The following is a 25523-nucleotide window of genomic DNA, read 5'->3' on the forward strand; positions in this document are numbered from 1 at the left end:
CGCTCTCCTTTTCTCTTTTTACTGTCCCTTAAGAAGGGGCCCCTATGCGTTCGGGGAGACGGTCCAGTGCCTGCTTCAGATCGCTAAGCAGGTCATCGGTCTCTTCGATGCCGACGGAATAGCGGATCAATCCCTCCGGGATCCCCATCGACCGGCGTTCTTCCTCGCTGCATTCCAAATGGCTGCTGGTCCGCGGCGGAGCAGCGACGGTCTCCACCGAGCCCAGGTTCGCCGCCAGGTGCGCATAGCGGAGGGAGGGAAGGAAAGCGCGCACGGCGTCGATGCCCCCCTTCAGGGAGAAGCTGAACACTCCACCATAGCCCCGCATCTGTTTGGCTGCGATCTCATGTTGGGGGTGGGAAGGCAGTCCGGGGTGGAACACTTCATCCACCCGAGGGTGTTGCTCCAGCCAACGGGCAATGGCAAGCGCGCTTTCGTTCTGCTGCCGCACCCGGAGATGAAGGGTTTTCATCCCCCTGAGCAGCAGGTAGGCCGCCATCGGATGAAGCGCTCCCCCTTGGATCTCCCGGAACCGGTTCACTCTTTTGACAATCTCCTCCGCACCGCAGATCACTCCGCCCAGAGCATCGGCGTGACCGCCCAAAAACTTGGTGGCGCTATGGATAACTAGATCGACTCCCAACTCCAGCGGGTTCTGGTTGATCGGCGTGGCGAAGGTGTTGTCGACAAAAACCAGCGCCCCTTGTTGCCGGGCGGCCCGGACCATCCGTTCCAAGTCGATCACTTTCAGCGTCGGATTAGTCGGTGTCTCCAGGTACAGGATTTGGCAGCCCTTTTGGATCTCCGCTTCGATCCCATCAAAATCATCCGTGTCGCACATGGCCACATCCACCTGGAAGCGGGGGAGATGGTCGAGGAAGATTTTGCTGGCCCCGCCATAGGTATCTTTGATCGTCACCACCCGGTCGCCGGAAGAGAGAAGCGCGAACAGAGCGTTGGAGATGGCAGCCATACCGGTGGAGAAAGCAGCAGCCGCCTCTGCCCCTTCTAAGCTGCGCACTTTTTCTGCAAACACTTCAACCGTCGGATTGCTATTGCGCCCGTAGATGTGACCTTCCTTCTGACCGAGAGCCACGTCATGCCACGCGTCGATATCCTGGTAACCAAAGGAGACGCTGTGCACCACCGGAACCTGGGTCGCCCCTTGCAACAAATTCTTTTCTTCCCCTGCCCACACCGAACGAGTGCCTCTGCTTTCCATCCCCTTGTTAAAACGCTGTTGGCCCACATCGATCACTCCCTGATTGTGATTAAATCCGGGTCCCTTTTCCCTGCTCACGAAGACGCCGATAAGCCATCACCGCGATCACCGTATCCTGCACACCGGTACCGGTCAGATCGCACAAGGTGATCTCCTCCTCTGATCTGCGTCCCGGTGTGCAGCTCGCCGTGATCTCGCCTAATTCGGTAATCGACTCCCTTTCATCGATCCATCCTTCGGCCACCGCCGCTCGCAACTCTCCCAACCGAAGGGACTGCTGGCGGGAATCGCAGACGAAACGATCCACGGCGGCGATCGCCGCTCCCTCGATCTCCTGTTTGTGTTCCGCATCGGAACCCATCGCTGTCAGATGAAGCCCCTCATGCAACCACTCTTTCTGGATGAGCGGCCGGGTGGCGGGGGTGGACGTAATCACCACATCGGAACGTTTGACGACGGTTTCCGTATCGGGGGCCACTTCCGCAGGGACCCCGATTTCCGCTGCCAGCTCCTGTGCACAGGCTTCCGCTCGTTGTTTATTCCGGGACCAGACCAAAATCCGGTCAAAGCGGCGCACCAGGGCCAGGGAACGAATCTGGTAGCGGGCCTGGGAACCGGCTCCGATCACACCGGCTGTGGTCATTTGATCCCGGGCCAGATGTCGGGCCGCTACCGCTCCCGCAGCTGCTGTCCTCAGGTCGGTCAATAAGCCGTTATCCAACAGGATTGCCTCGGGAAGCCCAGTCTCCACATCCAGCAAAACCATCAACCCGCTGCCGCTGGCCAGGCCCCGTTTGGGATTATCGAAAAAACCGGAAGACATCTTGACCGCAAAGAAAGGCTCGCCCTCCACCACTGCGGTTTTCACATCGACTTCTCCTCGGTGCTCGGGGATATCGACCCGCAGGATCGGGGGCATCCGCACCCGACCTTCCACCAGGGCGGAAAAACCCTTTTCCACCCCATCAACTGTCGCCACGTTTAAAGCGACGGCATCACGGATTTCCTCTTCTGTAAACACCCACACTGGTTACGCCCCGCTTTCCTCTACCGGCATTGTGGCCAGCGGCGGGTCGGGGATTTGGAACAGCTTCCGGGGGAAATTGGCCAATACCTCACAACCGGACTCGGTCACACGCAGGGTTTCCGACAGTTCCACGCCGTAATGATCCAACCAAACCCCCGGGATCAGGTGGAAAGTCATATTGGGTTGCAGAACCGTCCGATCCCCTTTCCTGATGCTGGCCGTATGCTCTCCCCAGTCCGGGGGGTAATTGAGACCGACGGAATAACCGATCCGAGAATCCTTAAAGTAGCCCCTTTTTTCGATCACTTTGCTCCAGACCGCTTCCACCTCCTCACAGGTGATGCCGGGGCGGATCGCTTCCAGTGTGGTGTTCAGACCCTCGATCACCACTTCGGCCAGATCCTGCAACTTGGGAGAGGCTTTGCCGATCACCGCTGTTCGGGCCATTGGCGAGTGGTACCTCTTGTAACAGCCGGCCAACTCCAAGATAACCGCATCTCCCTCCTGGTAGTGACTGTCGGACCAGGTGAGATGAGGGGTACTGGTTTTGATTCCCGAGGGAAGCAAGGGCACAATCGCCGGATAATCCCCTCCGTAATCGGGTGTGCCGCTAAATTGGGCGTAACTGATAGTGGCGGCCACATCGCACCCCCGCACACCGGATCCGATGGAGTGAATCCCAGCTCGCATCGCTTTCTCCACAATCCGTGCCGCTCGGCGCATGTATTCAATCTCCTGATCCGACTTGATCATCCGGACCCGGTTGACCAATAGGGACGTATCCTTAAAGCAGGTATTGGGCATGCGTCGCTTCAATTGTTCAAAGGAGCGGGCGGAAAAGTAATAGGCATCCAGCTCTACACCGATGCGTCGTTTGGACTGCCCGATCTGTGATAAAATATCAGCAACAAAATCCATGGGATGTTGATCACTCGACTGCACGTATTTTTCGGGGTACGGGATAATCTGGTCGGCATGGAACCAGGTGGTGATCCGAGCGCCGTTGGCGTCCTGTTTGCGTCCGATCCAGAGGGGATGCTCTTCATCGGCGATCACTACCAACACCTGAGGAACGTAGAAAGACCAGCCGTCATAGCCGGAGAGATAATTCATGTTAGCAGGGTCGCTCACCAGGAGAACATCCACGCCCGCTTCATGCATCAGACGTTGGGTCCGCACCAACCTTTCCGTATATTCAGACACCGAAAATGGCAAGATCCCGCGCACAGCCTGTTACCCCCTTTTTTCTTTTCTTACTTTTATCATACGGGCACAGCATGAACAGCGACAATTGCCATAATGTATGAAATTAAAGGGACTCTTTTCATCAGATTATCTAAAGGCGGGAGGGCTTGTCCGCCTTTGACCGAGGAGGTTTGAACCATGGAGCGCCTATCCCTCGATATCAGCGACGTCTGGCTTGCCCGAAAGCGAATCGCATCGCTGATCAAAAAAACCCCGCTGGTGAAATCAACCGAACTTTCCCGATGCGCCGGCTGTCCCGTCTATTTGAAAATGGAGACTCAGCACGAAATCCACGCCTTCAAAGTCCGTGGGGCCGCCAATAAAATTCTCAGCTTAAACCAAAAGGAGCGGGCACGGGGGGTAACCACCTTCTCCACCGGCAACCACGGGATGGCGGTCGCTTGGGTGGCCAGCCGCCTCGGCATCCCGGCGGTGATCTGTGTATCCCGCCGCGTACCCGCTGCCAAGACGGAGGCGATCCAGCGGTTGGGAGGCCGACTCCATATCCACGGAGAGAGCCAGGATGAAGCAGAGGCGGAATGTGTGCGCCTGGAGCGGGAAGAGGGACTCACGGTGATCTCTCCCTTCGATGATCCTTGGGTGATCGCCGGCCAGGGCACCATCGGCCTGGAACTGCTGGAGGATTTACCGGAACTGGGGTCGGTGATCATCCCGCTGTCCGGGGGCGGTCTCCTCTCCGGGATCGGACTGGCGGTTAAAACCAATCGCCCCACCAGCCGGATCATCGGTGTCTCCATGGAAGGGCCCGCTGTCATGCATTACAGCCTCAAAAAAGGAAAAACCCTAGTGATGCCGGAACGGACTACCTTGGCGGACAGCCTGTTAGGCGGCTTGGGCACCGACAATCGCTACACCTTCCACATGGTGGGGGACTTAGCCGATCAAACCCTACTGGTGAGCGAAAGAGAGATCGCGGAAGGGATCGCCTTTATGTTGAATCATCACCGCACAGTGGTGGAAGGGGCCGCTGCAACCACTATCGCCGCCATTCTATCCAGAAAATTCAAACCCGACCCTCAACCGGTCGTGTTGATCCTGAGTGGGGCCAATCTCGACCCCTCCACGCTTTTTCAAGCGGTGAGGATGGCTGCAAACCATACCAAAGACCCTGTGTGAGGTGAAGCTCATGCTGACTGTCGCGGATGTGGTTCAGCTGGATGTGATGGAAGGAGCCAAAGTGCTGGCGGCCAAGGAACGCCTCTCCCAGCGTCGGGTGGACTGGGTCTCGGTAATCGAAATTCCTGTGGAAAATTTCATCCGGAAAAACGAACTGGTTTTAAGCTCGGCGATCGGTTCCGGTCACGATCCTGCCCTCTTTTGTCAGTTTACACGAGATGTGATCCAATCCGGCGCCTCCGCCCTCGCCGTTGCCACCGGACATTATCTCCGCAGGGTTCCGGAGGAGGCGATCCAGCTGGCAGAGGAGGCAAAGATGCCTCTGATCGAGGTCCCGTGGGAACGGCGCTTCTCCGATATTGTTCAGCAGGTGGCCACGGAATTGAACCGAAAACAAGATCAAATCGCCCGCCTGTCCAAAGATGTGCAACAGCACCTCCTCCAGCTGCTGCTCCGAGGCGCAAATCTGTCCGAGATCTCCGCGGCCACTGAAGAACGCTGGAGCCAACCCTCCATCATTGTCGGTCTAAACGGGGAAATCCTGGGTCAGAGCCCCCGTTCCAAAATTCTCTCCCGCCTTTGGGCGGAATACACGGAAAAACACCCGCCCGTCCTCGTCCGCCGGCTGTCGGATCAACGAAACCCCATCCACACGGAGTGGCGCTGGTTTCGGCTGGACGATCACAATTGTCTGGAGATGCCAATCCGAACCGCCAGCAAGCTGCAGGGATATCTCCTCTCTCTGCTTCCGCGGGGAGTGGATGTGGAAGAGTTCGCCCATGCGGAAGGTTTGATCGTGTTGGAGCATGCGGCGACCACAGCCGCTCTTTGGTTTTTACAAAACCAAGCCGTCCGGGAAACGGAGCTCAAGTTTCGCCATGATTTCGTCTGGAGTTTGGCAAAGGGAGAGTTTCACTCCCGGGAGATGCCCCGCTCCCGGGCTCGCACCCTCGGTTTCGACATCGATCGCTCCTACCTCTGCCTGGCCGGCCGCCTAGAGAAAGCGGGGCCGCCGCGCCCAGACCCGGAGGTACCGGATCAACTGGTTACCCGGTTGGAACAAGAGATACGCCGGACCAGCCGACAGATGGAGCGTTTACTGATGGCGGCTTCCCAGGGCGTTGAGTGGGTGGTCTATTTGGAGACGCCACCGGAACAGGCGGTAGAGTCAGCTCACGAATTTCTCGACCGATTGGAGGCGGGCCTCTTACCTGGCGCCGACGGCTGGCGTCTCTCCTGGGGAATCGCCGAAAACCGCACCGGCCACTTTACCTTTGAAAACGGGTACCAGGATGCGCGGACAGCCCTGGAGATCGGACGAAAGCAAAAAGGGCCGGGGCACCGCAGCTTCTTCAAGGAGACCGGCCTGTACCGCGCGCTCCGCCATTTGGGCAACCAACCGGAAATGCAGGAGATCACCTGGAAGACGATGGAACAGCTGTTCAACTATAGTAAACAGCGGGGAATCGACCTGATCCAGACCCTCAAGGTGTACATTCGCCACCAGTGTAACGTCAGCCAGACCGCCCGTGAACTCAACCTACACCGTCAATCCCTTCTCTACCGCCTGCGAAAAATCGAATTTTTGACCGGGCTCACTCTGCTCAACCCCGACGATCTCTTTCTATTGCATCTCAGTCTGAAAATCTGGGAAAACGAGATCAATGAACGTCCATGAGACGATGTTGGCGGGAGTGTTCACGACTGGCGGAACACTTCCGCTTCCTGATAACCTGCTCAAACTTCAAGCATCTGTCACCATAAGGTAGCATTCTTAAACAATTCGCTTCTGAATTACCTGGTGAGGGAGTTCAGAATGATTAACCTTTCTCAAAACGGTTAAACTCCTTTGGACGATTACAACGAATCACGTTACCATATAAAGGTGATTAACAGTCACAGTGTCGCAAGTAAAAATTTTAAGGTGGGTGATGTCCATTAACGGCAGTCAGACTGTCCGCACAGTGGAACCAGCTAAAAAGCCTGTGACGATTCGGATCCAAAAGCCTCGCGGCTTGAATGTGGTTTTCAGAAAGCCCGAAGATGAAGACGGTTCGGAAGTCTGGAAACTGATCAAGCGGGCGAAGGTACTGGATCTCAACTCCTCATACAGCTACCTCATGTTATGTAAGTTTTTCCCCGAAACCTGTGTCGTCGCCGAAGACGAAGAAGGACAGATCGTCGGATTTGTCTCCGGGTTTCGACCGCAGACCACGGACGACACTGTCTTCGTCTGGCAGGTAGCCGTCGATGCATCGCAACGGGGCAAGGGACTGGCTAACGCCATGCTGAAATCCCTCATCACCCGTAAGGCTTGTGATGGCGTCAACTACCTGGAGGCGACAGTCTCCCCTTCAAACATTCCTTCCCAGAATTTGTTTAAAGGCTTGGCGAAGGACCTGCAGACGGAATGCGACATATCCGAATGCTTCTCCGAAACCATGTTCCCCGACCAAGGTCACGAGTCTGAATGGACTTACCGAATCGGTCCTTTTAAGGCAAAGGAAACCACCGAGGAGGTTCTATAAACCATTGATACCTACATCTGAAACGATGGATCCTGAGAAAACGGACATGAGTGTTTTTGAAGAAGTGGAATCCGAAGTACGCAGCTACTGCCGTAGCTTTCCCACCATTTTCGAAAAAGCGAAGGGATACAAGCTCTGGGATCGACAAGGTCGAGAATATATCGACTTTTTCGCCGGCGCCGGTACCCTCAACTACGGGCACAACGAGTCCGGTATGCAAAAGAGACTGATCGAGTATCTCACTTCCGACGGAATTGTCCACAGCCTGGACATGGCCACGTCATCTAAAGAAGAATTTCTCAGTCGGTTCCAGGATGTGATCCTGAAACCGCGCAACTTGGAATACAAAGTCATGTTCCCGGGACCCACTGGAACCAACGCGGTGGAGAGTGCCTTAAAATTGGCCCGCAAAGTGACCGGACGACAAACCGTAGTCAGCTTCACTCGGGGTTTTCACGGGATGACACTGGGTTCACTCGCCGTCACCGGAAATGCTTTTAAACGGAAAGGGGCCGGTATCCCGCTGACGGGCGCCGTCTCTCTTCCTTACGATCAATATAACGAGAACATTGATTCGCTAACCCTCCTTGAACGGTACCTGGAAGACAAGGGTAGCGGCGTCGACCTTCCCGCCGCCGTTATTCTGGAAACCGTCCAGGGTGAGGGAGGAATCAACGCGGCCAGTTTCGAGTGGTTGAAGCAGGTTGAGCAAATCTGTCGTCGATATGATGTCCTGCTGATTGTCGATGACATTCAAGCGGGATGCGGCCGCACCGGTACCTTCTTCAGCTTTGAACCGGCAGAGATTCAACCGGATATCGTCTGTTTGTCCAAATCCCTCAGCGGTTATGGGGTGCCCTTTGCCGTCACCCTGTTCCGTCCGGACCTGGACACTTGGGCTCCCGGTGAACACAACGGGACCTTCCGCGGGCACAACCTCGCCTTTGTCGCCGCAACGGAAGCGCTCCGGTTCTGGGAGACCGATGCATTCAGCCGGGAGGTTCAACGGAAAGGGGATCGTGTGAAGGCGGCCCTGCAAAAGATCGCCGACAAACATCCGGACTTGATCACCCAAGTTCGCGGCCGCGGCCTGATGCTCGGCATGGAGTTCCCCAAAGAAGGTCTTGCAGATGAGGTATGTAGCGAAGCCTTCAAACGGGGCCTAATTATGGAGACATCTGGTCCTAACAGCGAAGTAGTCAAACTCTTGCCTCCGTTGATCATCGATGATGAAGGTTTGGACAAAGGATTGGGTATACTGGAAGAGAGCATCGAATCCGCAGCCAAAAAAATCAGCTGATTTTTTCATTAACTTGTTTAAGTTCAGCCAAACCCGGGAAAGGATGAAGCAACGTGATCGTTAAACATTTAGAAGACCTCATGGGAACGGAAGACGTAGTCAAGGGGGAAACTTGGGAAAGCCGCCGCTTCTTGCTAAAGAAGGACAACGTCGGTTTCTCTCTGAACGACACCATTATCCATGCAGGTACAGTCTCCGAATTCTGGTACAAAAACCACATTGAAGCGGTGTACTGTATCGAAGGTGAAGGGAAGCTGGAAGACCTGGATAACGACAAGGTCTACACCCTGAAACCCGGCACGCTGTACACCCTGAACGGTCACGAAAAGCACCGGGTAACGGCCACAACGAAACTGCGGATGGTCTGTGTGTTTAATCCGCCGTTGACCGGTCAAGAAACCCATGATGAGGAAGGTGCTTACCCGCTGTTGGACTAACCCCTGTCGGTAACAGAAACCGAATACGCCTTTCCGATCCCGAGGTCGGCCAGTCAGTGGCCTGAAGGAAACTATCCAAAATCTCATTTACAGGAGTGAATGTGATGGAAGATTTGTATCCTTCCCGAGTCGGTGACGAGCCGAAGATTCTGGAACGGAAAGATCCCGTTCTGTATGGCAGTCCTCAGGAATTAAAGGAAGGACCGCTGGATCAGCAGCAGTTGGGATTCTACGAAAAAAACGGTTTTCTGTTGCTCGATAACTTCTTCAGCGCGGAAGAAGTCGCAGAGATGCAAAAGCACCTTCACCTCCTCTGGGAGGAAAACCGGAACAACGATTCCCCGGAGATCGTCCGGGAACCGGGCAGCGATGAAATTCGCTCCATCTTCGACGCCCATCGGAAGAATGAGCTGTTTGGGCGGCTGTCCCGTGACCCACGCATTACCGACATGATCTCGCAGATTTTGGGCAGCGATATCTATGTCCACCAGTTCCGCATCAACTTTAAACCCGGTTTTAAAGGCAAAGAGTTTTATTGGCATTCCGACTTTGAAACCTGGCATGTGGAAGACGGGATGCCCCGGATGCGGGCAATCAGTTGTTCCATCCTGTTGACCGACAACCATTCCTATAACGGTCCGCTCTTGTTGATCCCTGGATCCCACAAAAAGTATGTTTCCTGTGCGGGTAAAACTCCAGAGAACAACTATCAGTCTTCCTTGAAGAAGCAGGAGTTAGGGGTGCCGGACAACGACAGCCTGGCCCAGATGGTGGAAGAAGGCGGCATCACTACAGCTACCGCCCCTGCCGGTTCCTTGTTGCTCTTTGAATGCAACGTCATGCACGGATCCAACGGAAACATCACCCCTCTCCCTCGGAGCAATGTCTTCTTCGTCTTTAACAGTGTGAAAAACCAGTTAGTAGAGCCCTTCTCCGGATTGAAACCCCGTCCGGAATATCTCGCCAACCGGACCGTTCAACATTCGGTATTGCAGGAATCCTGATCCATGCCGTAAAAGCCGCGCCATATGTGCGCGGCTTTTTTGTGCTTTTGCGGATACGTGATCACGGTTCCACTCACACAATAATTGCATAGAACCCTATGAGAGGCTACGATATGCCCTACCGGATCACTCTTCGCTGGGCGGTTCCCGGCTACCGACGGATCATTTTGGGATTCGGGGTGCGAATCTCTCCCATTTATCACATCTGTCGACTTTATACGGGCACCGACATCCGCCGAGCCTGCATCTACGGAAAACCGGTGGTAGCTGAACTGCAGGCCAACGGAACGCCGATCCATCCAACCCCTTATTTTCGAAATCCCCCAACGCCCCGTCGGTGGGAAACATGACGTCGATGACAGCTGCCACCTTTCGTCTAGTGGAACAAATGGTTCGAAAAACCCTTCGTCGCACCTGACCCGGAAACGTCACAAAACCGATCGGTCGCCGCCGATCGGTTTTTAGGGTTAGGAGTTCGGCTTTTTCACCAACCCCTCCATCACTTGGCGGAAGACCTGGTGCGCCCGCATATCATCGGCTTTTCGCACCGATCGGATGACAATGGCCACGGAATATCGAGGCTGTTCATAAGAACCGTATCCAATCATCCATTTGTTGTAGGTATCCTGATCCGGGCCTCGTTGTGCTGTTCCTGTCTTCGCTCCGAGACGCACCGACGCCCCTTTCAGCGACTGGGCGGTTCCCTGCGTGACAGCCTGCCGCATCATCTGACGGACGGTTTGCAATGCAGCATCCCCGATTTTTTCCTCCGTTTTCAGAGCATGGGGAGGGAAACGGAAATACGGTTCTCCGTCGGGACGCCGGATCTCTCGAACCACTCGGGGGTTCAGGGTCTTCCCCTCCTGAAACAGTGTGGTCACCATATTGGCCGCCTGCAACGGGGTCATCTTCACATCCCGCTGTCCGATGCCGGTCTGAGCCACCGCGCCGCGATCATTCTTTGCGGTAGCGGCGGAAAAAATGACTCCCGTCTGTTCTCCAGGCAGCTGACGAAACTGTTCCTCTTTAAACACCTTCCCCGACCAGAGAATCCGTTGGCCCAGTCCCAATCGACGGGCGTAGTCCTGCAGATTTTCTCCGCCTACCCGTTCCGCGACTTGGGCAAACACCACATTGCAGGAGTTGGCGTAAGCTTCCGCCAGGGTCTGTTTGCCATGGCCGCCGGGTTTGGCATCTTTCATCCCGTACCGACCCAAGTGCCCGTTACAGTGGAAGGTTTCCCCCGGCTTCACCTTTCCGGTATCCAGTGCGGCCAAGGCGGTCACCGTCTTAAAGATGGAGCCCGGAGTCATCTCCAGCAACGCCCGGTTGTCCCAGGGGTTTTCTTTCTTTCCAGCCTCCCCTGGACGGGGGCGGCTGGCCATGGCCAAAATATCCCCGGTGGTGATCTCCTGAACCACCACCGCTCCTTCCACCACTCCCGCCTCGTCCAATACCTTTTCCACCTGTTGTTGCAGCTTGCGATCCAGCGTGGTTTGGATCCGGTAGGGAATCCGGTCCACACCGGCCTCCGCCTTCATATGGAGTCCGTTGAGTGGGCGTCCTCTTCCGTCGGTGGCATAGGTGAGCAGATTGTGTTCGCCCCCTCGAAGCAAGGGATCGAAGGCCGCCTCCAATCCTGTCACCCCGATTCGAAGCGGGGCTCCCGACGGCTCACCCGCTCCCTCTTCCGGATACCGGCTACGGGCCAGAAAAGGCTGGTGCTCCACCCGCCCCAACAGTTGCCGGGCGGGTCGTCCCTCATTGTGACGGTCATCACTTTCTAAGGCGTAGATGCCCGGTATCGCCAACCGTTGGATCGATCGGGCCTGCTCTTCCGTCAAGGTCTTCTCTTTTCCCTTCCGGTCGGAGAGGGTTTGCGGGCGAGTCATCGCTTGTACCTGATCTCGAAACGCCTCAAACTCGTAACCGACGAGCCTAGCCACCTGCTCCAATTTCTTGCGGTGTGCCACCCACTGCTTGTCTGACAAGGGAAACACGATCAGACGCCAGTCTTTTGCACCTGTGAGGGATGTTCCATCTCGATCCAAAATCTCCCCCCGACCGCTGTCCACCACAAACACCCCGCTCTGCTGTTCTTCCGCAGCCGAAACCAGGTCCACTTCCCCCTGGGAGAAAGAGTGAACCGCGATCATCTGGATCCAGTACAACCGAAACAGGATCCCACAAAAAGCGGCCACCAATATGACGGTGATCCAAACAAATCTTCGTCCTCCCCTTTTCATACGATCACCCCGCCCTTTCAACTTCCAGCTTAGGCATCAGGGCTGTGGTGTATACGGGGGAAGCGATGGTTCATGATTTGGTCACCTTTTGTCCCGTATCGCATAGGGTCAGGTGGACAAACATACTTTCTATGGACAGCTTCCAGAAGGGATGACCGGAATGCTTAACCGCCATGTGTCCATCTTCATCGGCGGAACCCTGATCAGCCTCGGCCTCAACCTGTTTCTCACTCCCCATCGGTTGTTGGACGGGGGCGTGATCGGTCTCGCCCTGATTCTTCGATACCTGTGGGGAGTGAAAACCGGACTGGCGATCATTTTGCTGAGTCTGCCGATTTTCTCCGCAGTCTGGCTGTTTGATCGGCGTATGTTGTTGAACAGCTTTTATGGGATGCTGGTCTCTTCACTGCTGATCGACGTCCTTTCCCCCTTGCAAGGAACCGTTCAATCTCCCGTCCTTTTTGGCGCCTTGTTCGGGGGATTGCTGGTGGGAACCGGGGTCGGTCTGATGCTTCGCTTCGGGACGAGTACCGGCGGCACGGACCTTTTGGCACAGTTGATCGCTGACCGTTTCCACTGGAACGCCGGCATCCTGATCTTTGTGATCGATGCCGCGATTATCGGCTCAGGAAGCTTCATCTTGGAGGCCGTTCAGCTTTTCCACACCTTTCTCGTCATCAGCGCCGTCGGTCTGTCCACCTCCCTCTGCCTGCGCAAAGAGCCGGAATCGGCATAAAAACACCTCCGGCAGAATCCGGAGGACAGGATATCATAAGGAATTTCAGGCGAAAGTTTTTCCCTTTCCGAGCTCATCGCCCCATACAACGAACACGGAATCCTTTTCTTGCCCCGTGCTCCTTTCGCCTTAGCCCGAAGCGGGGCGGCCCTCCTTTTCTGCAGTTAGTAAGTATCTGCAGAAAGGAGGCGATTACATGGCGGAAACTATCGCGCTTCTTGCACCGATTGTTCAAGTGGTCAGCATGACATACACGATCACAAGAAAAAAGTAATCCGCCCCCCCCCCCGGCTACCCAACCTGTGGGACGGATTACCTTCGGTAATTCGGGCCGCGGCCTCTGTTACTCAGCTCCAGATTTATCCTTCTGAGGCTGGTTTATTTTCTGCCGAGGGAATGAGGTATCCCTCGGTTCTAATTAATCCCAAAACATTAAATGAAAAGAACTGTCCGTTCTCGATTTTGCAAAAAATTCAGCTTCATCACCGCCATCAACATGGGGATCGATGTTCCAGAAATAACCACATTCACCTTTTTCTATATATCTTGTTCCTACATAATCATTCGGATCAAGAGGGTCATACTCCCATAATTCAACTTTCACCTTATCTGGACCAGTAAAATCATCCCGACAAATCCTATAATTATTCCCTTTAGAGGGATACACATCAGATTCATAACCATTACGAGGGAGAGTTTCTTCTCCTACGTAAGTCCAAGGGCTTGCAAGTGCAGAAGAAGGTATCAACAACGCAGTTACTAATGCCACAATAGACATTTTCACCTTTTTCACGCTCTTCTTCATCTCCTTTTTTACTTGAAAAATCACTCCCCATCCATTTTAAGCAATTTATAATATATTTTCAATATATTTCCTAACCTGCGGGTCATTTCTTCACAGGATCATTCCATCTGAAAAGGCCCGTAAAGCCTTGTCGTCACTCACCGTTCACAGATGGTAGTCATCCATATCAAAAGACCAAACATCGCAGGAATACGGATCATCTGTATAAGGTAAGTGAGCATGTCCGTCACTTGATGCTGATCTCTCTTATCAGCACCAGTTGAATCGTGCCCCATGACCACATGGAGATCGTTCACCGTTCCGGGCATTGGCCCTTTCTGGAAGACCAGACAAGTTCCTTTCGGTCACAAAATGTTTTATACAGTGAATACAGAAACAACCGCCTCTCCAATAACAGGAGAGGCGGTTGGATAAAGTGTTTTTTACGGTTAATTTTGTTGTTTTTTTGCTTGTTGTTCGCTCCGTTTGATGTTGCGGTTGTGACCCGCTTCGGTTCGTGCGAAATAATGGCGGCCGGTGCCGTCCTTGCGGGTGACATAAAAGAAATAATCGTGTTCTTCCGGATGAAGAGCCGCCTTGAGCGCCAGTTTGCCCGGATTGGAGATGGGCCCCGGCGGCAACCCTTTGTATAGATAAGTGTTGTAGGGACTTTTCACCTCTAAATGCTTATAGAGCAAGCGCTGTTTCCGTTTTTCCAGGGCGTACTGGACGGTGGCGTCCACCTGAAGTTTTTTCCCCGCTTGCAACCGATTATAGATAACGCCGGCAATCCGAGGATATTCTTCCGGGACCTTCGCCTCCTTTTCGATAATAGAAGCGATGGTGACCCATTCATCCATAGTCAGATTCCGCTCTTTCAGGTCTGACAGGTAGCCCTCTCGCTCCATATGGCGACGAAACTGTTCCAACATTTTATCCACCAGCTGGGAAGGTTCTGTATCCTTGGGAAGATTGTATGTGATCGGGAAGAGGTAACCCTCCAGACGATGGCGCCGCTCCGCTTCCACTGGAATTCGATTTAAGAGAAAACGGTTCCGGCTCTTCCGGTCCACCGACTTCAGAAAAGCCTCTCCATCGATCCCCTTCTCCTCCAACTTCGCGGCGATCTGTTCCGCTGTATACCCTTCCGGAACCACCAAACGCATCACGCTTTGGGAACCATCGGTGAAAATATCTAAGATCTTGTTCGCATCCGCCCCCGGAGGCACCTCATAAACCCCTGCCTTTATATCCTTGGCCTCTCCTTTTAAGTAGGCATAAGCGGCAAAGATCCATTCATTTTTCACCAAGCCCTTCTCTTCTAGCGTTTTTCCCACCGCTAGCACAGAAGCGCCGGTAGAGATCTCCACCTCCGTCGGGCGGTCGATATCACGGGGAGTCAAGCTGTAATCGACATAAAAATACCCGATCACAGAGACAGCGGTCAAAAGAAGAATGGTTAACAAAATGCGTAAAGTCCAGTTCATCTGTCGTTGCTTCCTCTCCCGATGAGTTTCGTCTATGTGCCTGACCATAACTCTATGAAATTGTACATGTCCCTCGGGTTGATTGGCAACTCACTCGCCATCTGTCAATTCAACAAGCTCGGATTCTGTTTGTCACCTTCTGCTGTTTGAGCTCTGTTTCTCAACGCTCAGTGCCTTATATTTGCGGTGCTCTTCAAAGGTTTCGGCAAAATAGTGTTCCCCTGTTCCATCTTTCTTGGTCACATAATAGAGATAGCTGTGTTTATCTGGTTCGATCGCGGCCACAAGCGCCTTTTCTCCGGGATTGGCGATCGGCCCCGGTGGCAGACCATCGTTTCGGTAGGTGTTATAAGCATTTTCCACTTCTAAATCATCATAGGAAAGACGGGCCTTCTGCTTTCCCCGGGCGTATTGGACGGTCGCGTCCACTTGCAGGCGCATCTCTTGATTGAGTCGATTGTAAATCACTCCGGCAATCTTGGGAAGCTCTTTCTTCGCTTGTCCTTCCCGTTCCACAATGGAAGCGATCGTCACCCACTGGTCCAACGTCAGGTTTTTTTGTTTCAATTTTTGGAGAACGCCGTGTTCCTTCATTTTCTTTTCAAACTGCCCCAGCATCATATTGACCATATCGGTGGCTGTAGCCCTTTTCGGAATATTATAGGTGCTGGGATACAGATAACCTTCCAGACGGTAGCGCCGCTTCGGATTCTCCGGGATCTCCTTGAGAAAAGCGTAATCATAATCCTTCTTTTCCACCGCTTTTATAAACTGCTCTTTGGTCACCTGCGTATTTTCTTCCATCCGCTCTGCGATCTGTTCCACCGTGTATCCTTCAGGGATGGTGACGGAAATGGTGTTTTGCTTCCCCTGGGTGATCATCTCCAGGATGCCGTTCACGTCCATTTCCGGAGGAATTTCATAAATCCCCGCTTTCAACCCCCGGGAATTTCCGCTGATCCACGCATAGGTACTAAAAAACCAATCATTTCGGATGAGGTGCTCCTTTTTTAACAACCGACCGATATCCGCCGTTGAAGCACCCGGTTCGATTTCTACTTGAACAGACTCGGACCGCTGGGGGGAACCGAGAGAGTAATCAATATAAAGGTAGGCCAGGGCTGACCATGCTGCAAAAAGGATCAATGTATAAATACCGCGCATCAGCCACTTCATCCGCTGTACTCCTTCTCTCCGGTTTTGCCCCTATCATCTTAACACATGTGGCAATAAAAAAAACGGGGAAAACCCCCGTTCATCGACATCATTCATCAAAATAGAGCATCTCGTCTAGAGCGTCGGCCACCTGGTCCCACTCGCTGTCCTCATCCACATGTTCCAGACGCCGATTCCCCTGGTGCTCGGTCACCCGAAAGATGTAGGCATCATCGGGATCGTCCTCTTCAAATCCCCCGAGCACGGCATAATGCTGCCCATCTACTTCCAGCTCCCGAATCAACCGGTGGCGGGACTCCCGATTCACATCTTCTTCATCTACAAGAATCAGTTCTTGTCCCAACTCTGTCTCCAATGTATTCAGGTTTTTGATCTTTTCATCCCGCACATTCACCGTCATCACCTATGATCCTCTTCATCATCCAGTTCATCGGCTAAGGTGTTGAGCACTTCTTCCACCATATCCCATTCTTTATCATTCTCGATCGGGATCAGCTGAATGTCTTCGCCCTCCCCTTCATAGCGGAAAGCGTACACTTCCTGCTCGACGGGCTCCCCTTCTTCCTGCTCGGCGGCTTCCTCTACCTGTTCGGCAGGAATCAACAGAATGTACTTTTGCCCGTTATCCCGTTCGAAGCGATAAAGGACTTCAAAGGTTTCTTGCTGGCCATCCTCGTTACTGATCAACACTGTTTCGTGTTGGTGTTCATGTTCATGGTTTCCGTTCTCAGACATCTCTATTCCTCCTCTGGGCATCCAGGTATCCCTGCAGGATCCAGGAAGCCGCCATCTGGTCAATCACTTTCCGCCGTTTGCGGCGACTCATATCGGCGTCGATCAAGGTCCGTTCCACAGCAACCGTGGACAGCCGCTCATCCCATAGCTCCACAGGAATAGAAAACCGTTCCTCCAACTGGCGAGAAAGCTCTTGACATATCTGCCCCTTCTCACCGATCGATCCATCCATATTGCGCGGAAGACCCACGACCAGTTTATCCACCTCATACTGCTCGATCAGCTCTTGCAACCGTTTTAGCCAATCAGGCTGGTCGCGGCGAACCATGTCCACCCCCTGGGCTGTCCAGCCCATCGGGTCGCTAATGGCCACCCCCATACGCTTTTCCCCCACATCCAGTCCCATGATCCGTTTCACGTATTCCACCGCTTCCTGAGGTTCTCATCTGTTTAATCCCGGTTGGTATCCAGGAAAGTCTTCACCAGTTCCTCCAACAGTTCGTCCCGCTCCAATTTGCGGATCAAGGCGCGGGCATTGTTGTGTCGGGGGATGTAAGCTGGATCGCCGGAAAGCAGATAACCGACCAACTGGTTGATGGGATTGTAACCCTTGTCCTTCAAAGCGGCGTACACGGTCAACAGAACCTCTTTAGGATCCGCTTCTTGTCCATCATCACGGAAGTCGAACTTCATAGTCTTATCCAGCGACACGTTCAACACCTCTTTCTATCTATTGACCACCTTGTGGTTTCCCATTCGCCTTTTCTGCTGGATTTCCTTTCTTCTGATCCCAACAGATCCCATCAGTCAGCGCTGTTTACGTTGTGTTCCCTGATGAAATCTGCCACCGCATCCAAGGCTTCATCCAACTTTTCTGGTTGTTTGCCCCCGGCTTGGGCCATGTTGGGGCGCCCTCCGCCACCTCCGCCGCAGCGGGTGGCAGCCTCTTTTACCAGTTTTCCGGCATGATATCCGGCCTGTACATAATCGGAAGACACGCTGGCCACCAATTGAACTTTGCCCCCGTTGACGGTACCGAGGACAATGATCCCTTGCTCCAGCTGATTTTTCAAGTCGTCCACCATCTGGCGGAGGGTGTCCATATCGGGAACATCCACTTTGGCAGTCAATAACGGCACTCCGTCAACATCTTCCACGCGGTCCACCAGACGTTGTCCTTCCAGGTGATTCAGTTTGGAACGGAGGGATTCGTTTTCCCTGGACATTTCTTTGATGCGACTTTGCAAGGTGGTGATGCGGTCAGGTAGTTCATCAGGCGACGTCTTCAACTGGTGGGCGGCAGTTTCCAGCACTTGAAGCTTTTCCTCCATAAACCGGTAAGCATAGCGTCCGGTGACCGCTTCCACCCGGCGGATCCCAGAGCCGATCCCCCCTTCGGAGATCAGTTTGAACAGGCCGATCTCTCCGGTCTGCCGCACGTGGGTCCCACCGCACAGTTCCGTACTGTAGTCTCCCACTTGAACCACACGGACCCAGTCTCCGTATTTTTCGCCGAAAAGAGCCATCGCTCCCATCGCCTTGGCTTCTTCCAGGGGCATCTCCTTGATTTCCACCGGGGTGTTGATCCAGATCTGCCGGTTGACGCGCTCTTCCACATCCCGTTTCTGCTCTTCGGTAAGGGTCTCAATATGGGTAAAGTCAAACCGCAACCGATCCGGAGCGACCAGAGAGCCAGCTTGGTTGACGTGATCCCCCACTACTTCTTTCAACGCTTTGTGCAGCAAGTGGGTTGCCGTGTGATTTTTTACGATATCGTCACGGAGGCGGTCTTCGATGCGGGCCTGGACGGTATCCCCTTTATGAAGCGTCCCCTCTTCCACACGAACCTGATGCACATGGTCCCCCTGAGGAGCTTTTTGCACATCTTCCACTACGAGACGGGCCTGGGATGTGATCATTTCCCCACGATCAGCGACCTGACCCCCGCTTTCTGCGTAGAAGGGGGTTTTTCCCAGCAGGACGAGGCCGGTCTCTCCTTCTCCTAACACATCCACCTGCTGATCCTGGTGGATGATGGCGACCACCTGGGTATCCACTTCCCGTTCCGTATAGCCAACAAAGGTGGTATCCACATCCAAATCGGAGAGCGCGCCACCCTGTACCTTCATGCTGCCGGCATCTTGCCGGGCCTCCCGGGCACGTTCCCTCTGTTCGTTCATCGCCTGCTCAAAACCTTCGGTATCCACGGTCATCCCCTGCTCCCGGGCAAAATCCTCGGTCAAGTCCACCGGGAAACCGTAAGTATCATATAGGGTAAAGGCGTCCCGGCCGCTGATTTGGGTCTTCCCTTCCGTTTTGAGCCGGGAGACCATCCCTTCTAATATATGCAAACCATCGGACAAGGTTTCCAGAAAACGCTCTTCTTCGTTCCGGATCACTTGTTGGATAAACCCTTTCTTTCGTAGGGGTTGCGGATAAAAATCCTGCATCATCTCCGCTACCACGTCAGTGAGACGATAGAGAAAGGCTTTGTGGATGCCCAAGGTGCGGGAGAACCGGACCGCTCGCCGCAACAGCCGGCGAAGCACATAACCACGGCCTTCATTGGAAGGAGTCACCCCATCGCCGATGGCGAAAACCAGAGTACGAATGTGATCGGCGATCACCTTGAGGGCGGTGTCCACCTCTTGGCTTTCTCCGTAGCGAACCCCAGCTTCCGTGCAGACCACCTGAATGATCGGCTGAAACAGATCGGTGTCGAAGTTGGTCCGCACATTTTGCATCACAGACGCCATCCGCTCCAGCCCCATGCCGGTATCAATATTTTTCCGGGGCAGCGGCGTATAGCTCCCGTCAGGATTGTGATTAAACTGAGAGAACACCAGGTTCCAAATTTCCAAAAACCGCTCGTTCTCCCCACCAGGATAACACTCCGGATCGGACAAATCGCCGAAGGCCTCTCCACGATCGTAAAAGATCTCCGTATTGGGACCACTGGGACCTTCACCGATATCCCAAAAGTTTTCCTCCAGCTTGACGATCCGCTCCAACGGGATGCCTACCTGTCGATGCCAGATGGAAAGCGCCTCGTCGTCCTCCGGATGAATGGTGACCGAGAGGCGTTCCGGATCCATCCCCATCCACTTGGGGTCGGTCAAAAACTCCCAAGCCCACAGGATCGCCTCTTCCTTAAAATAATCTCCGATGGAGAAGTTGCCCAGCATTTCGAAGAACGTGTGATGGCGGGCGGTATAGCCTACGTTTTCGATATCGTTGGTCCGAATCGATTTTTGTGCATTGACGATGCGGGGATTTTCCGGCTTCACCCGCCCGTCAAAATACTTTTTTAGTGTGGCCACCCCGCTGTTGATCCACAACAGGGAAGGGTCATCCACCGGCACCAGGGAAGCGCTGGGTTCCACTCGATGCCCCTTTTCCTGAAAGAAATCGAGAAACTTCCGCCGGATCTCATTCCCTTTCATCGTGATCACTCCTTTTAGAAAATAAAAAAACCCCTCCATCCCATTCCGGGACGAGAAAGGTTCCCGCGGTACCACCCCGATTACCCCCGTCAACCAGGGGTCCCTCAACAGAATAACGGCTAGGGCGCCGGCGGGCTTGGTCTCACCCGCGCTCAGGAAACTGGCCTTCAACCGCCGCAACCGTGGAGGTCTTTCAGCCGCGGACCTCCCTCTCTTTCCGGACGAACGGTCTACTTCGGTTCCGTCATCGCATTTGAATGTCCGTTTCACAGGTTGTTATGCCTCATTATACTACGAAACAGGGGTTGTTCAAACCTGTTGACAAGGGTTCAGGTCGTTTTTTTCGAAAGATGGTCGACCACATGTTCCACAATCACTTTGCAGACGGCAAAAAAGGGCACCGCTAAGATCAGGCCGAAAATCCCTCCCAGCTCCCCTCCCACCAACAGGGCAAAAATGATAAACAGGGGATGCATCTGCAAAGTCCTTCCTACAATCTGCGGAGACAAGACGTTTCCTTCCAGCATCTGCACCGCCAGATTGACGATAATCACGGCGATCACCATCTCCTTGGAGAGGGAGAGAGCGACCATCAACGCCGGCACCGCACCAAAAAAGGGACCGAGGTACGGGATCACATTGAATATACCCACCACAAGCGCCAAAATCAATGCATAGGGCAATCCGATAATCAGGTAACCGATATATGCCAAAATGCCGACGGCAAGACAGACCATCAGCTGACCTCGCACATAATTGCCCAGAGCTTCATCCACATCCCGAAACAGACGGAGAACATCCTTGCGTCGTCGAATCGGCAACAGCGTGATTAGCGTTTTTTCGATCACATCCACATCTTTCAACATGTAGAACACAAGGAAGGGAACGATCACAGCCAGGAAAAGCTGGTTGATCGTGGTCCCCAAGGAACTCATGATGTTACCGATCCCATCGCTCACACTTCCCTCCATCCGGTCCAGCGACTTCTCCAATCCCTGACGAAGGGTTTCCGGCAGGGCGTCTTTGCTGTGGTTGTATTGGTCGATCCAGGATTGGACGCGGGCATTCCATTCCGGCAGATGTTCGGCTAACTCCCGCAATTGGATGTGGAAAAGGGGAACCAGATTGATCAGAATGACGCAAATCGCACCGATGAACAAAGAATAGATCAAAAGGACCGCTAGGGAACGGGGAACGGAGTGATTGGCCAACAGATTGACAATCGGATTTAGAAGGTATGAGATGATGACGGCCACCACAAAGGGACCCACTACCGCTTTGGCAAATACAAAAAGGGAATGGAGAAGCGGTTTGATCTGGACCAGCAAAAAAAGAATCCCCAATACCGCAAGGACCAGCAAAGCCGTCCCCAGCCAACGACTTTGCGTCGGACGATCCATCAAGCCCACCTCCTCAACCGTTTCTCCATCAGTATATGTCCAACCTCCCAGGTCTACCCAACAAATCAAAGACCCCCGGAAAATCCGAGGGTCTTCTGGTCATCGGCCGAATCCCGTCTTGACATAAAAAGGGTAAGGGGGGATCGTGAGGTCGGGGCAAGATCAGCGGACAAAACGACGCATCAGCCCATGCCGAAACATATCGGAAATCGTTCGACGAAAGGCTTTGTTCATGCCCAACTTACGCAACCGCTTGGCCTGACGCCCGATCAGGTCGCTGTTGGTGATTTTGTCCAACAGATTTCGGCGGCGACCGTTCTTAGAACGGCTGTACAGGATGGTGGCCGCTGATCCGATCAAAAGGGCGGAAAGGATCGACCGTTTCATGGGAATCCCCCTTCCTGGCTACATGGATAAGGAATCCTGGCTGCTGTCCAGGAACAGGTCATTCAGCGAACTCAATGTTCCGTCTTCCTCCACCTGGTAAATGGAGGCCACTTTCCCGTTTTCGAGCGTCAGCTCGATAAAACATCCCCAGCAATAAAACTGGTTGGAACCGACTTTTCCCAAGTCGTGGGTATTGCAATTGGGACAGCGAAGCATCGATACTCCTCGCTTTCATTTAGACGTCCTGAACCGGCTGCCCGGCCATGGAGGCGATCAGCACATCTTCTCCCCAGGTTAGGGGAGCATCAGGACGGAACATTTTCCGCCCTTCGGTGAGATCGCTGATAAATCCACCGGACAACTCGTACCCCATCAGGGTTCCCAATTCTTCCCTAAAATAGACGTCTTCCACCATCCCCAGCTCCTGGCCGTTGGACATCACCACCGGCCGACCCTTCAGCTTTCGCTGTCCGGTCAGAAGACCGTGCCAATCTTCCTCCAGCTGATTCAAAGGGTGGATGTCGCTTTCGCTGTCCACAATCACCGCATCGGTTCCCAGGGAGCCGATCCGTTCAAAGGGGAGAAATCGCCCCCGCCGAACCCAGCCCCCATTTTCCAACAACAACCCGACCATCTGCTGTTGTCCGTTAAACAGAATATCACGTACCGCCCCCAAACGCTTCCCCGTCCTGACGTGAATGACCGGAAGCCCGATGACATCCTGAGATCTGCGCAAGGAACCTCACTCCTTCCGCTGTTTTTAGTATGGTTTGGGGGGCCGTCTCCATGCTGGGGGATGCTTACCATTCCCGGACAATCAGTTCCGTCAGTTGGCTGTTTCGCTCTTCCCTCCGCTGTCGTTTCACTCCAAAATCCAGGGCATCCCGCTCCCCGCACAAAATCAGGTAAGATTTGCTACGGGTGATCCCGGTGTAGATCAAATTGCGCTGTAACATCCGCCGGTAAGCCATCAAGACAGGAAAAATCACAATGGCAAATTCCGAACCTTGTGCCTTATGGACGGAACAAGCATAAGCGAGGGAGAGCTGGTTGAGCTGGCTTCTTTTGTAAGGAACCTCCTGTTTGTCAAACTGCACCCAGAGCACAGGATCATCCTTGCCGGCTTTTTCGTCGATCGCTGAAATTTTCCCCATATCCCCGTTATAGACGGGATGTTCCACGTGATTGACCAGCTGAAGCACTTTGTCCCCATGCCGAAACACCGTCTCCCCCCATTTCAATTCCTTGCGCCCGGAATCCGGCGGATTGATCACCCGCTGCAATTCTTCATTCAACCGATTGACACCGGCTGGACCTTTGTACATCGGTGCCAGAACCTGCACATCAAACAAAGTGTACCCCTTTTTGATCGCTTGTCGGTAGGTGGAAAGTACCACATCCACCGTTTGATCCCGACTGCAGGGAAAAAAGCGGCGATCCGGTTGGGGGTGCATGAGATCCTCCGGCGTTTGTCCGCTTTTCAGGTGGTGGGCTAAGCGAACAATGGAGGAACCTTCCTCCTGCCGGTAAATGTCGGTCAACTCCACCCGGGGAATGTGAGAGACAGCCAACAGATCTTGCAATACCCGTCCCGGCCCTACGGATGGCAGCTGATCATCATCACCGACCAGGATCACCTGCATGTCCCGGGGCACCGCGCGAAACAGCTGGTTAGCCAACCAAATATCCAACATCGACACTTCATCGACGATCAGCAGCGATCCTTCGATCGGGTGATCGGCGTCTCGCTCAAAGAACTCCCCCTTCCACCCCAGCAGCCGGTGAATGGTCATGGCCGGCAGACCCGTCGCTTCGCTCATCCGCTTGGCCGCCCGGCCTGTCGGGGCCGCCAGCCGAACGGGAAAAGGTTTTTCCGAAGCCTCGTAATCCGCCGGGTCCAAGGAACATTCATGCAGCTTGGCAAACAGATGACAGATCCCTTTGATCACTGTCGTTTTCCCCGTCCCCGGCCCTCCGGTCAAGACCATCAGAGGGGAATCCATCGCCTGGATCATCGCTTCCCGCTGCCGCTCCGCATAGGAAACCCCAAGCGCTTCTTCCACTTCCCCGACAGCTCGGTACATCTCATGGGCTGGGGTTGGCTCCCGATCGCGATCCAACCAGTCCCGCACCCGGACCGCCACCCCGTGTTCGGCATAAAAGAGGGACGGAAGGTAGTATTTATCATGGTCTTCGATGATCCGCTCTTCCTCGATCAAGTACTCCAGGTGCCGCTCCCGCTCTTCGTAAGGAAAGGTTGCTTCTGCTTGGGGATAGAGCAAGCGGTCAATCTGACGGTTCAACTCCTCAGCCGTCACATACACATGACCCTGAGAGAGGCAGGACTCCCTTAAAGCAAACTGGGCGGCTGCCTGAAATCGCTCCGCAGCGTCTAAAGCCATCCCGCTCTTTCGTGCAATTTCATCCGCTCGACGAAATCCAATTCCTTCTACTTCTTCAATCAGGCGGTAGGGATTTTCCCGGATCACCTGCATCGTTTGCTCTTTGTAAGTCTGCACCACCTTCAACGCCGTCGCCGGGCCGAGGCCATATTGATACAGCTGCACCAAAGCTTGCTCCAACAGCCGATGCTCCTGCAAACCCTCCGCAATCGTTTGCGCCCGCTTCTTTGACAGGCCTGGCACCTGAAGCAGCACTTCGGGATCAGTCGCCCTTTCCAGAGCGGCAGGACCGAGATAATCGACGATCTTCTCCGCTGTCTTCTTCCCCACTCCGGGAAAGAGTCCGCTGGACAAGTATTTGACCACCGCTTCCCGGGTTCTGGGCAGCTCTTTCTTCATGTGCCGCACTTCATATTGCCGGCCGTATTTGGGATGCTCTTTCCACTCTCCGTAGACCTTCACCGTCTCATCCGGGTGGGGTAAAACCATGTTGCCCACCACAACCACTTCATCGGTATCTAACTCTTCCGAGGTCTCCGATACCCGCAACAGGAAAACCCCGTACTGGTTCTCTTCGTTATAAAAGATTTCTTGGACGAGGGAACCCTTCAGATATCCCTCCCCTTCAAACAAGTCCAAACCCGGTTGATCCATCTGACAGCACCTCTGACCGATCGGATGTTCTCTTTCCAGTATAGAAGGATTCATAGGCCGATGCCAGCGGTACCCGATCGATACTCGGACATAATAAGGAGGCAGATGGCCGCTGAATCAGCCTATCCCTCTCATCCCGCTACAATAAAAAAGTCCATCTGTCAGAGATGGAC

General features: G+C 53.9%; 25 protein-coding genes. 8 read left to right on the forward strand and 17 right to left on the reverse strand.

Annotated elements, in window-relative coordinates; all coding sequences use genetic code 11:
• Positions 1-28 precede the first annotated feature (28 nt).
• From BLP91_RS09665 to BLP91_RS09675, 3 genes are read right to left on the reverse strand one after another with little or no spacing between them, the layout of a single operon-like run.
• Positions 29-1222, reverse strand: a complete 1194-nt coding sequence (locus BLP91_RS09665) for a cystathionine gamma-synthase family protein (RefSeq protein ID WP_091570311.1) — start codon at positions 1220-1222, stop codon at positions 29-31.
• Positions 1223-1271: 49 nt separating this feature from the next.
• Entirely contained in the window at positions 1272-2249 is a 978-nt protein-coding gene (locus BLP91_RS09670) for a cyclodeaminase (protein WP_091570191.1), read from the reverse strand.
• 3 nt (positions 2250-2252) lie between these two features.
• Positions 2253-3464, reverse strand: a complete 1212-nt coding sequence (locus BLP91_RS09675) for a M24 family metallopeptidase (RefSeq protein WP_091570313.1) — start codon at positions 3462-3464, stop codon at positions 2253-2255.
• 168 nt (positions 3465-3632) lie between these two features.
• Here BLP91_RS09675 and BLP91_RS09680 point away from each other — a divergent pair, with 168 nt between their 5' ends.
• The 7 genes from BLP91_RS09680 to BLP91_RS09710 all read left to right on the forward strand — a co-directional run bounded on the left by BLP91_RS09680 (position 3633) and on the right by BLP91_RS09710 (position 10250).
• Entirely contained in the window at positions 3633-4631 is a 999-nt protein-coding gene (locus BLP91_RS09680) for a pyridoxal-phosphate dependent enzyme (protein ID WP_091570194.1), read from the forward strand.
• 10 nt (positions 4632-4641) lie between these two features.
• A complete protein-coding gene (locus BLP91_RS09685; RefSeq protein WP_091570197.1) occupies positions 4642-6309 on the forward strand; it encodes a PucR family transcriptional regulator in 1668 nt (555 codons plus the stop codon).
• 253 nt (positions 6310-6562) lie between these two features.
• The gene (ectA, locus tag BLP91_RS09690; RefSeq protein WP_091570199.1) at positions 6563-7159 is read left to right on the forward strand and encodes a diaminobutyrate acetyltransferase; all 597 of its coding nucleotides are present in this window, start codon (positions 6563-6565) and stop codon (positions 7157-7159) included.
• Positions 7160-7184: 25 nt separating this feature from the next.
• Positions 7185-8459, forward strand: a complete 1275-nt coding sequence (ectB, locus tag BLP91_RS09695) for a diaminobutyrate--2-oxoglutarate transaminase (protein ID WP_091570202.1) — start codon at positions 7185-7187, stop codon at positions 8457-8459.
• A 53-nt stretch (positions 8460-8512) separates the two neighbouring features.
• The gene (locus BLP91_RS09700) at positions 8513-8896 is read left to right on the forward strand and encodes an ectoine synthase (RefSeq protein ID WP_091570204.1); all 384 of its coding nucleotides are present in this window, start codon (positions 8513-8515) and stop codon (positions 8894-8896) included.
• Between the two features lie 104 nt (positions 8897-9000).
• A complete protein-coding gene (thpD, locus tag BLP91_RS09705) occupies positions 9001-9900 on the forward strand; it encodes an ectoine hydroxylase (RefSeq protein ID WP_091570207.1) in 900 nt (299 codons plus the stop codon).
• A 113-nt stretch (positions 9901-10013) separates the two neighbouring features.
• Positions 10014-10250 carry a M23 family metallopeptidase gene (locus tag BLP91_RS09710; protein ID WP_091570210.1) on the forward strand — a complete coding sequence of 79 codons (237 nt, stop codon included), beginning with the start codon at positions 10014-10016 and terminating at the stop codon, positions 10248-10250.
• Positions 10251-10367: 117 nt separating this feature from the next.
• Here the strand turns inward: BLP91_RS09710 and BLP91_RS09715 are convergent, their stop codons facing one another.
• Positions 10368-12146 carry a peptidoglycan D,D-transpeptidase FtsI family protein gene (locus BLP91_RS09715; protein WP_091570212.1) on the reverse strand — a complete coding sequence of 593 codons (1779 nt, stop codon included), beginning with the start codon at positions 12144-12146 and terminating at the stop codon, positions 10368-10370.
• A 160-nt stretch (positions 12147-12306) separates the two neighbouring features.
• On the opposite strand from BLP91_RS09715, the gene BLP91_RS09720 reads away from it, so the two are divergent.
• Positions 12307-12882 carry a YitT family protein gene (locus tag BLP91_RS09720; protein WP_091570215.1) on the forward strand — a complete coding sequence of 192 codons (576 nt, stop codon included), beginning with the start codon at positions 12307-12309 and terminating at the stop codon, positions 12880-12882.
• A 418-nt stretch (positions 12883-13300) separates the two neighbouring features.
• Here the strand turns inward: BLP91_RS09720 and BLP91_RS09725 are convergent, their stop codons facing one another.
• The 13 genes from BLP91_RS09725 to recD2 form a co-directional block, all read right to left on the reverse strand.
• Positions 13301-13675 carry a hypothetical protein gene (locus BLP91_RS09725; protein ID WP_091570315.1) on the reverse strand — a complete coding sequence of 125 codons (375 nt, stop codon included), beginning with the start codon at positions 13673-13675 and terminating at the stop codon, positions 13301-13303.
• Positions 13676-14115: 440 nt separating this feature from the next.
• Positions 14116-15153 carry an endolytic transglycosylase MltG gene (gene mltG, locus BLP91_RS09730; protein ID WP_176757925.1) on the reverse strand — a complete coding sequence of 346 codons (1038 nt, stop codon included), beginning with the start codon at positions 15151-15153 and terminating at the stop codon, positions 14116-14118.
• A 132-nt stretch (positions 15154-15285) separates the two neighbouring features.
• Positions 15286-16329: an endolytic transglycosylase MltG gene (gene mltG, locus BLP91_RS09735; RefSeq protein WP_091570222.1), complete on the reverse strand. Its 1044-nt coding sequence runs from the start codon at positions 16327-16329 to the stop codon at positions 15286-15288.
• A gap of 88 nt (positions 16330-16417) precedes the next feature.
• Positions 16418-16729 carry a DUF1292 domain-containing protein gene (locus tag BLP91_RS09740; protein WP_091570225.1) on the reverse strand — a complete coding sequence of 104 codons (312 nt, stop codon included), beginning with the start codon at positions 16727-16729 and terminating at the stop codon, positions 16418-16420.
• On the reverse strand, positions 16729-17064 hold the full coding sequence (locus BLP91_RS09745) for a DUF1292 domain-containing protein (protein WP_091570227.1): 336 nt from the start codon (positions 17062-17064) through the stop codon (positions 16729-16731). The genes BLP91_RS09740 and BLP91_RS09745 overlap by 1 nt, the downstream gene beginning before the upstream one ends.
• Positions 17057-17482 carry a Holliday junction resolvase RuvX gene (ruvX, locus tag BLP91_RS09750; protein ID WP_091570230.1) on the reverse strand — a complete coding sequence of 142 codons (426 nt, stop codon included), beginning with the start codon at positions 17480-17482 and terminating at the stop codon, positions 17057-17059. Before ruvX ends, BLP91_RS09745 begins: the two co-directional genes overlap by 8 nt.
• 32 nt (positions 17483-17514) lie before the next feature.
• Positions 17515-17757, reverse strand: coding sequence for an IreB family regulatory phosphoprotein (locus BLP91_RS09755; RefSeq protein ID WP_091570318.1), 243 nt, complete (start codon positions 17755-17757; stop codon positions 17515-17517).
• A 110-nt stretch (positions 17758-17867) separates the two neighbouring features.
• On the reverse strand, positions 17868-20507 hold the full coding sequence (gene alaS / locus BLP91_RS09760) for an alanine--tRNA ligase (protein ID WP_091570321.1): 2640 nt from the start codon (positions 20505-20507) through the stop codon (positions 17868-17870).
• Between the two features lie 329 nt (positions 20508-20836).
• Positions 20837-21907 carry an AI-2E family transporter gene (locus BLP91_RS09765; RefSeq protein ID WP_091570233.1) on the reverse strand — a complete coding sequence of 357 codons (1071 nt, stop codon included), beginning with the start codon at positions 21905-21907 and terminating at the stop codon, positions 20837-20839.
• Positions 21908-22069: 162 nt separating this feature from the next.
• Positions 22070-22294: a hypothetical protein gene (locus tag BLP91_RS09770; protein WP_091570236.1), complete on the reverse strand. Its 225-nt coding sequence runs from the start codon at positions 22292-22294 to the stop codon at positions 22070-22072.
• Positions 22295-22312: 18 nt separating this feature from the next.
• On the reverse strand, positions 22313-22510 hold the full coding sequence (locus tag BLP91_RS09775) for a hypothetical protein (protein ID WP_091570239.1): 198 nt from the start codon (positions 22508-22510) through the stop codon (positions 22313-22315).
• Positions 22511-22529: 19 nt separating this feature from the next.
• Positions 22530-23030: a PRC-barrel domain-containing protein gene (locus BLP91_RS09780; protein WP_091570241.1), complete on the reverse strand. Its 501-nt coding sequence runs from the start codon at positions 23028-23030 to the stop codon at positions 22530-22532.
• A gap of 64 nt (positions 23031-23094) precedes the next feature.
• Positions 23095-25350 carry an SF1B family DNA helicase RecD2 gene (gene recD2 / locus BLP91_RS09785; RefSeq protein WP_091570244.1) on the reverse strand — a complete coding sequence of 752 codons (2256 nt, stop codon included), beginning with the start codon at positions 25348-25350 and terminating at the stop codon, positions 23095-23097.
• Positions 25351-25523 lie beyond the last annotated feature (173 nt).

Source organism: Melghirimyces thermohalophilus, assembly GCF_900102685.1.
GTDB classification, from domain to species: Bacteria; Bacillota; Bacilli; order Thermoactinomycetales; family DSM-45169; genus Melghirimyces; species Melghirimyces thermohalophilus.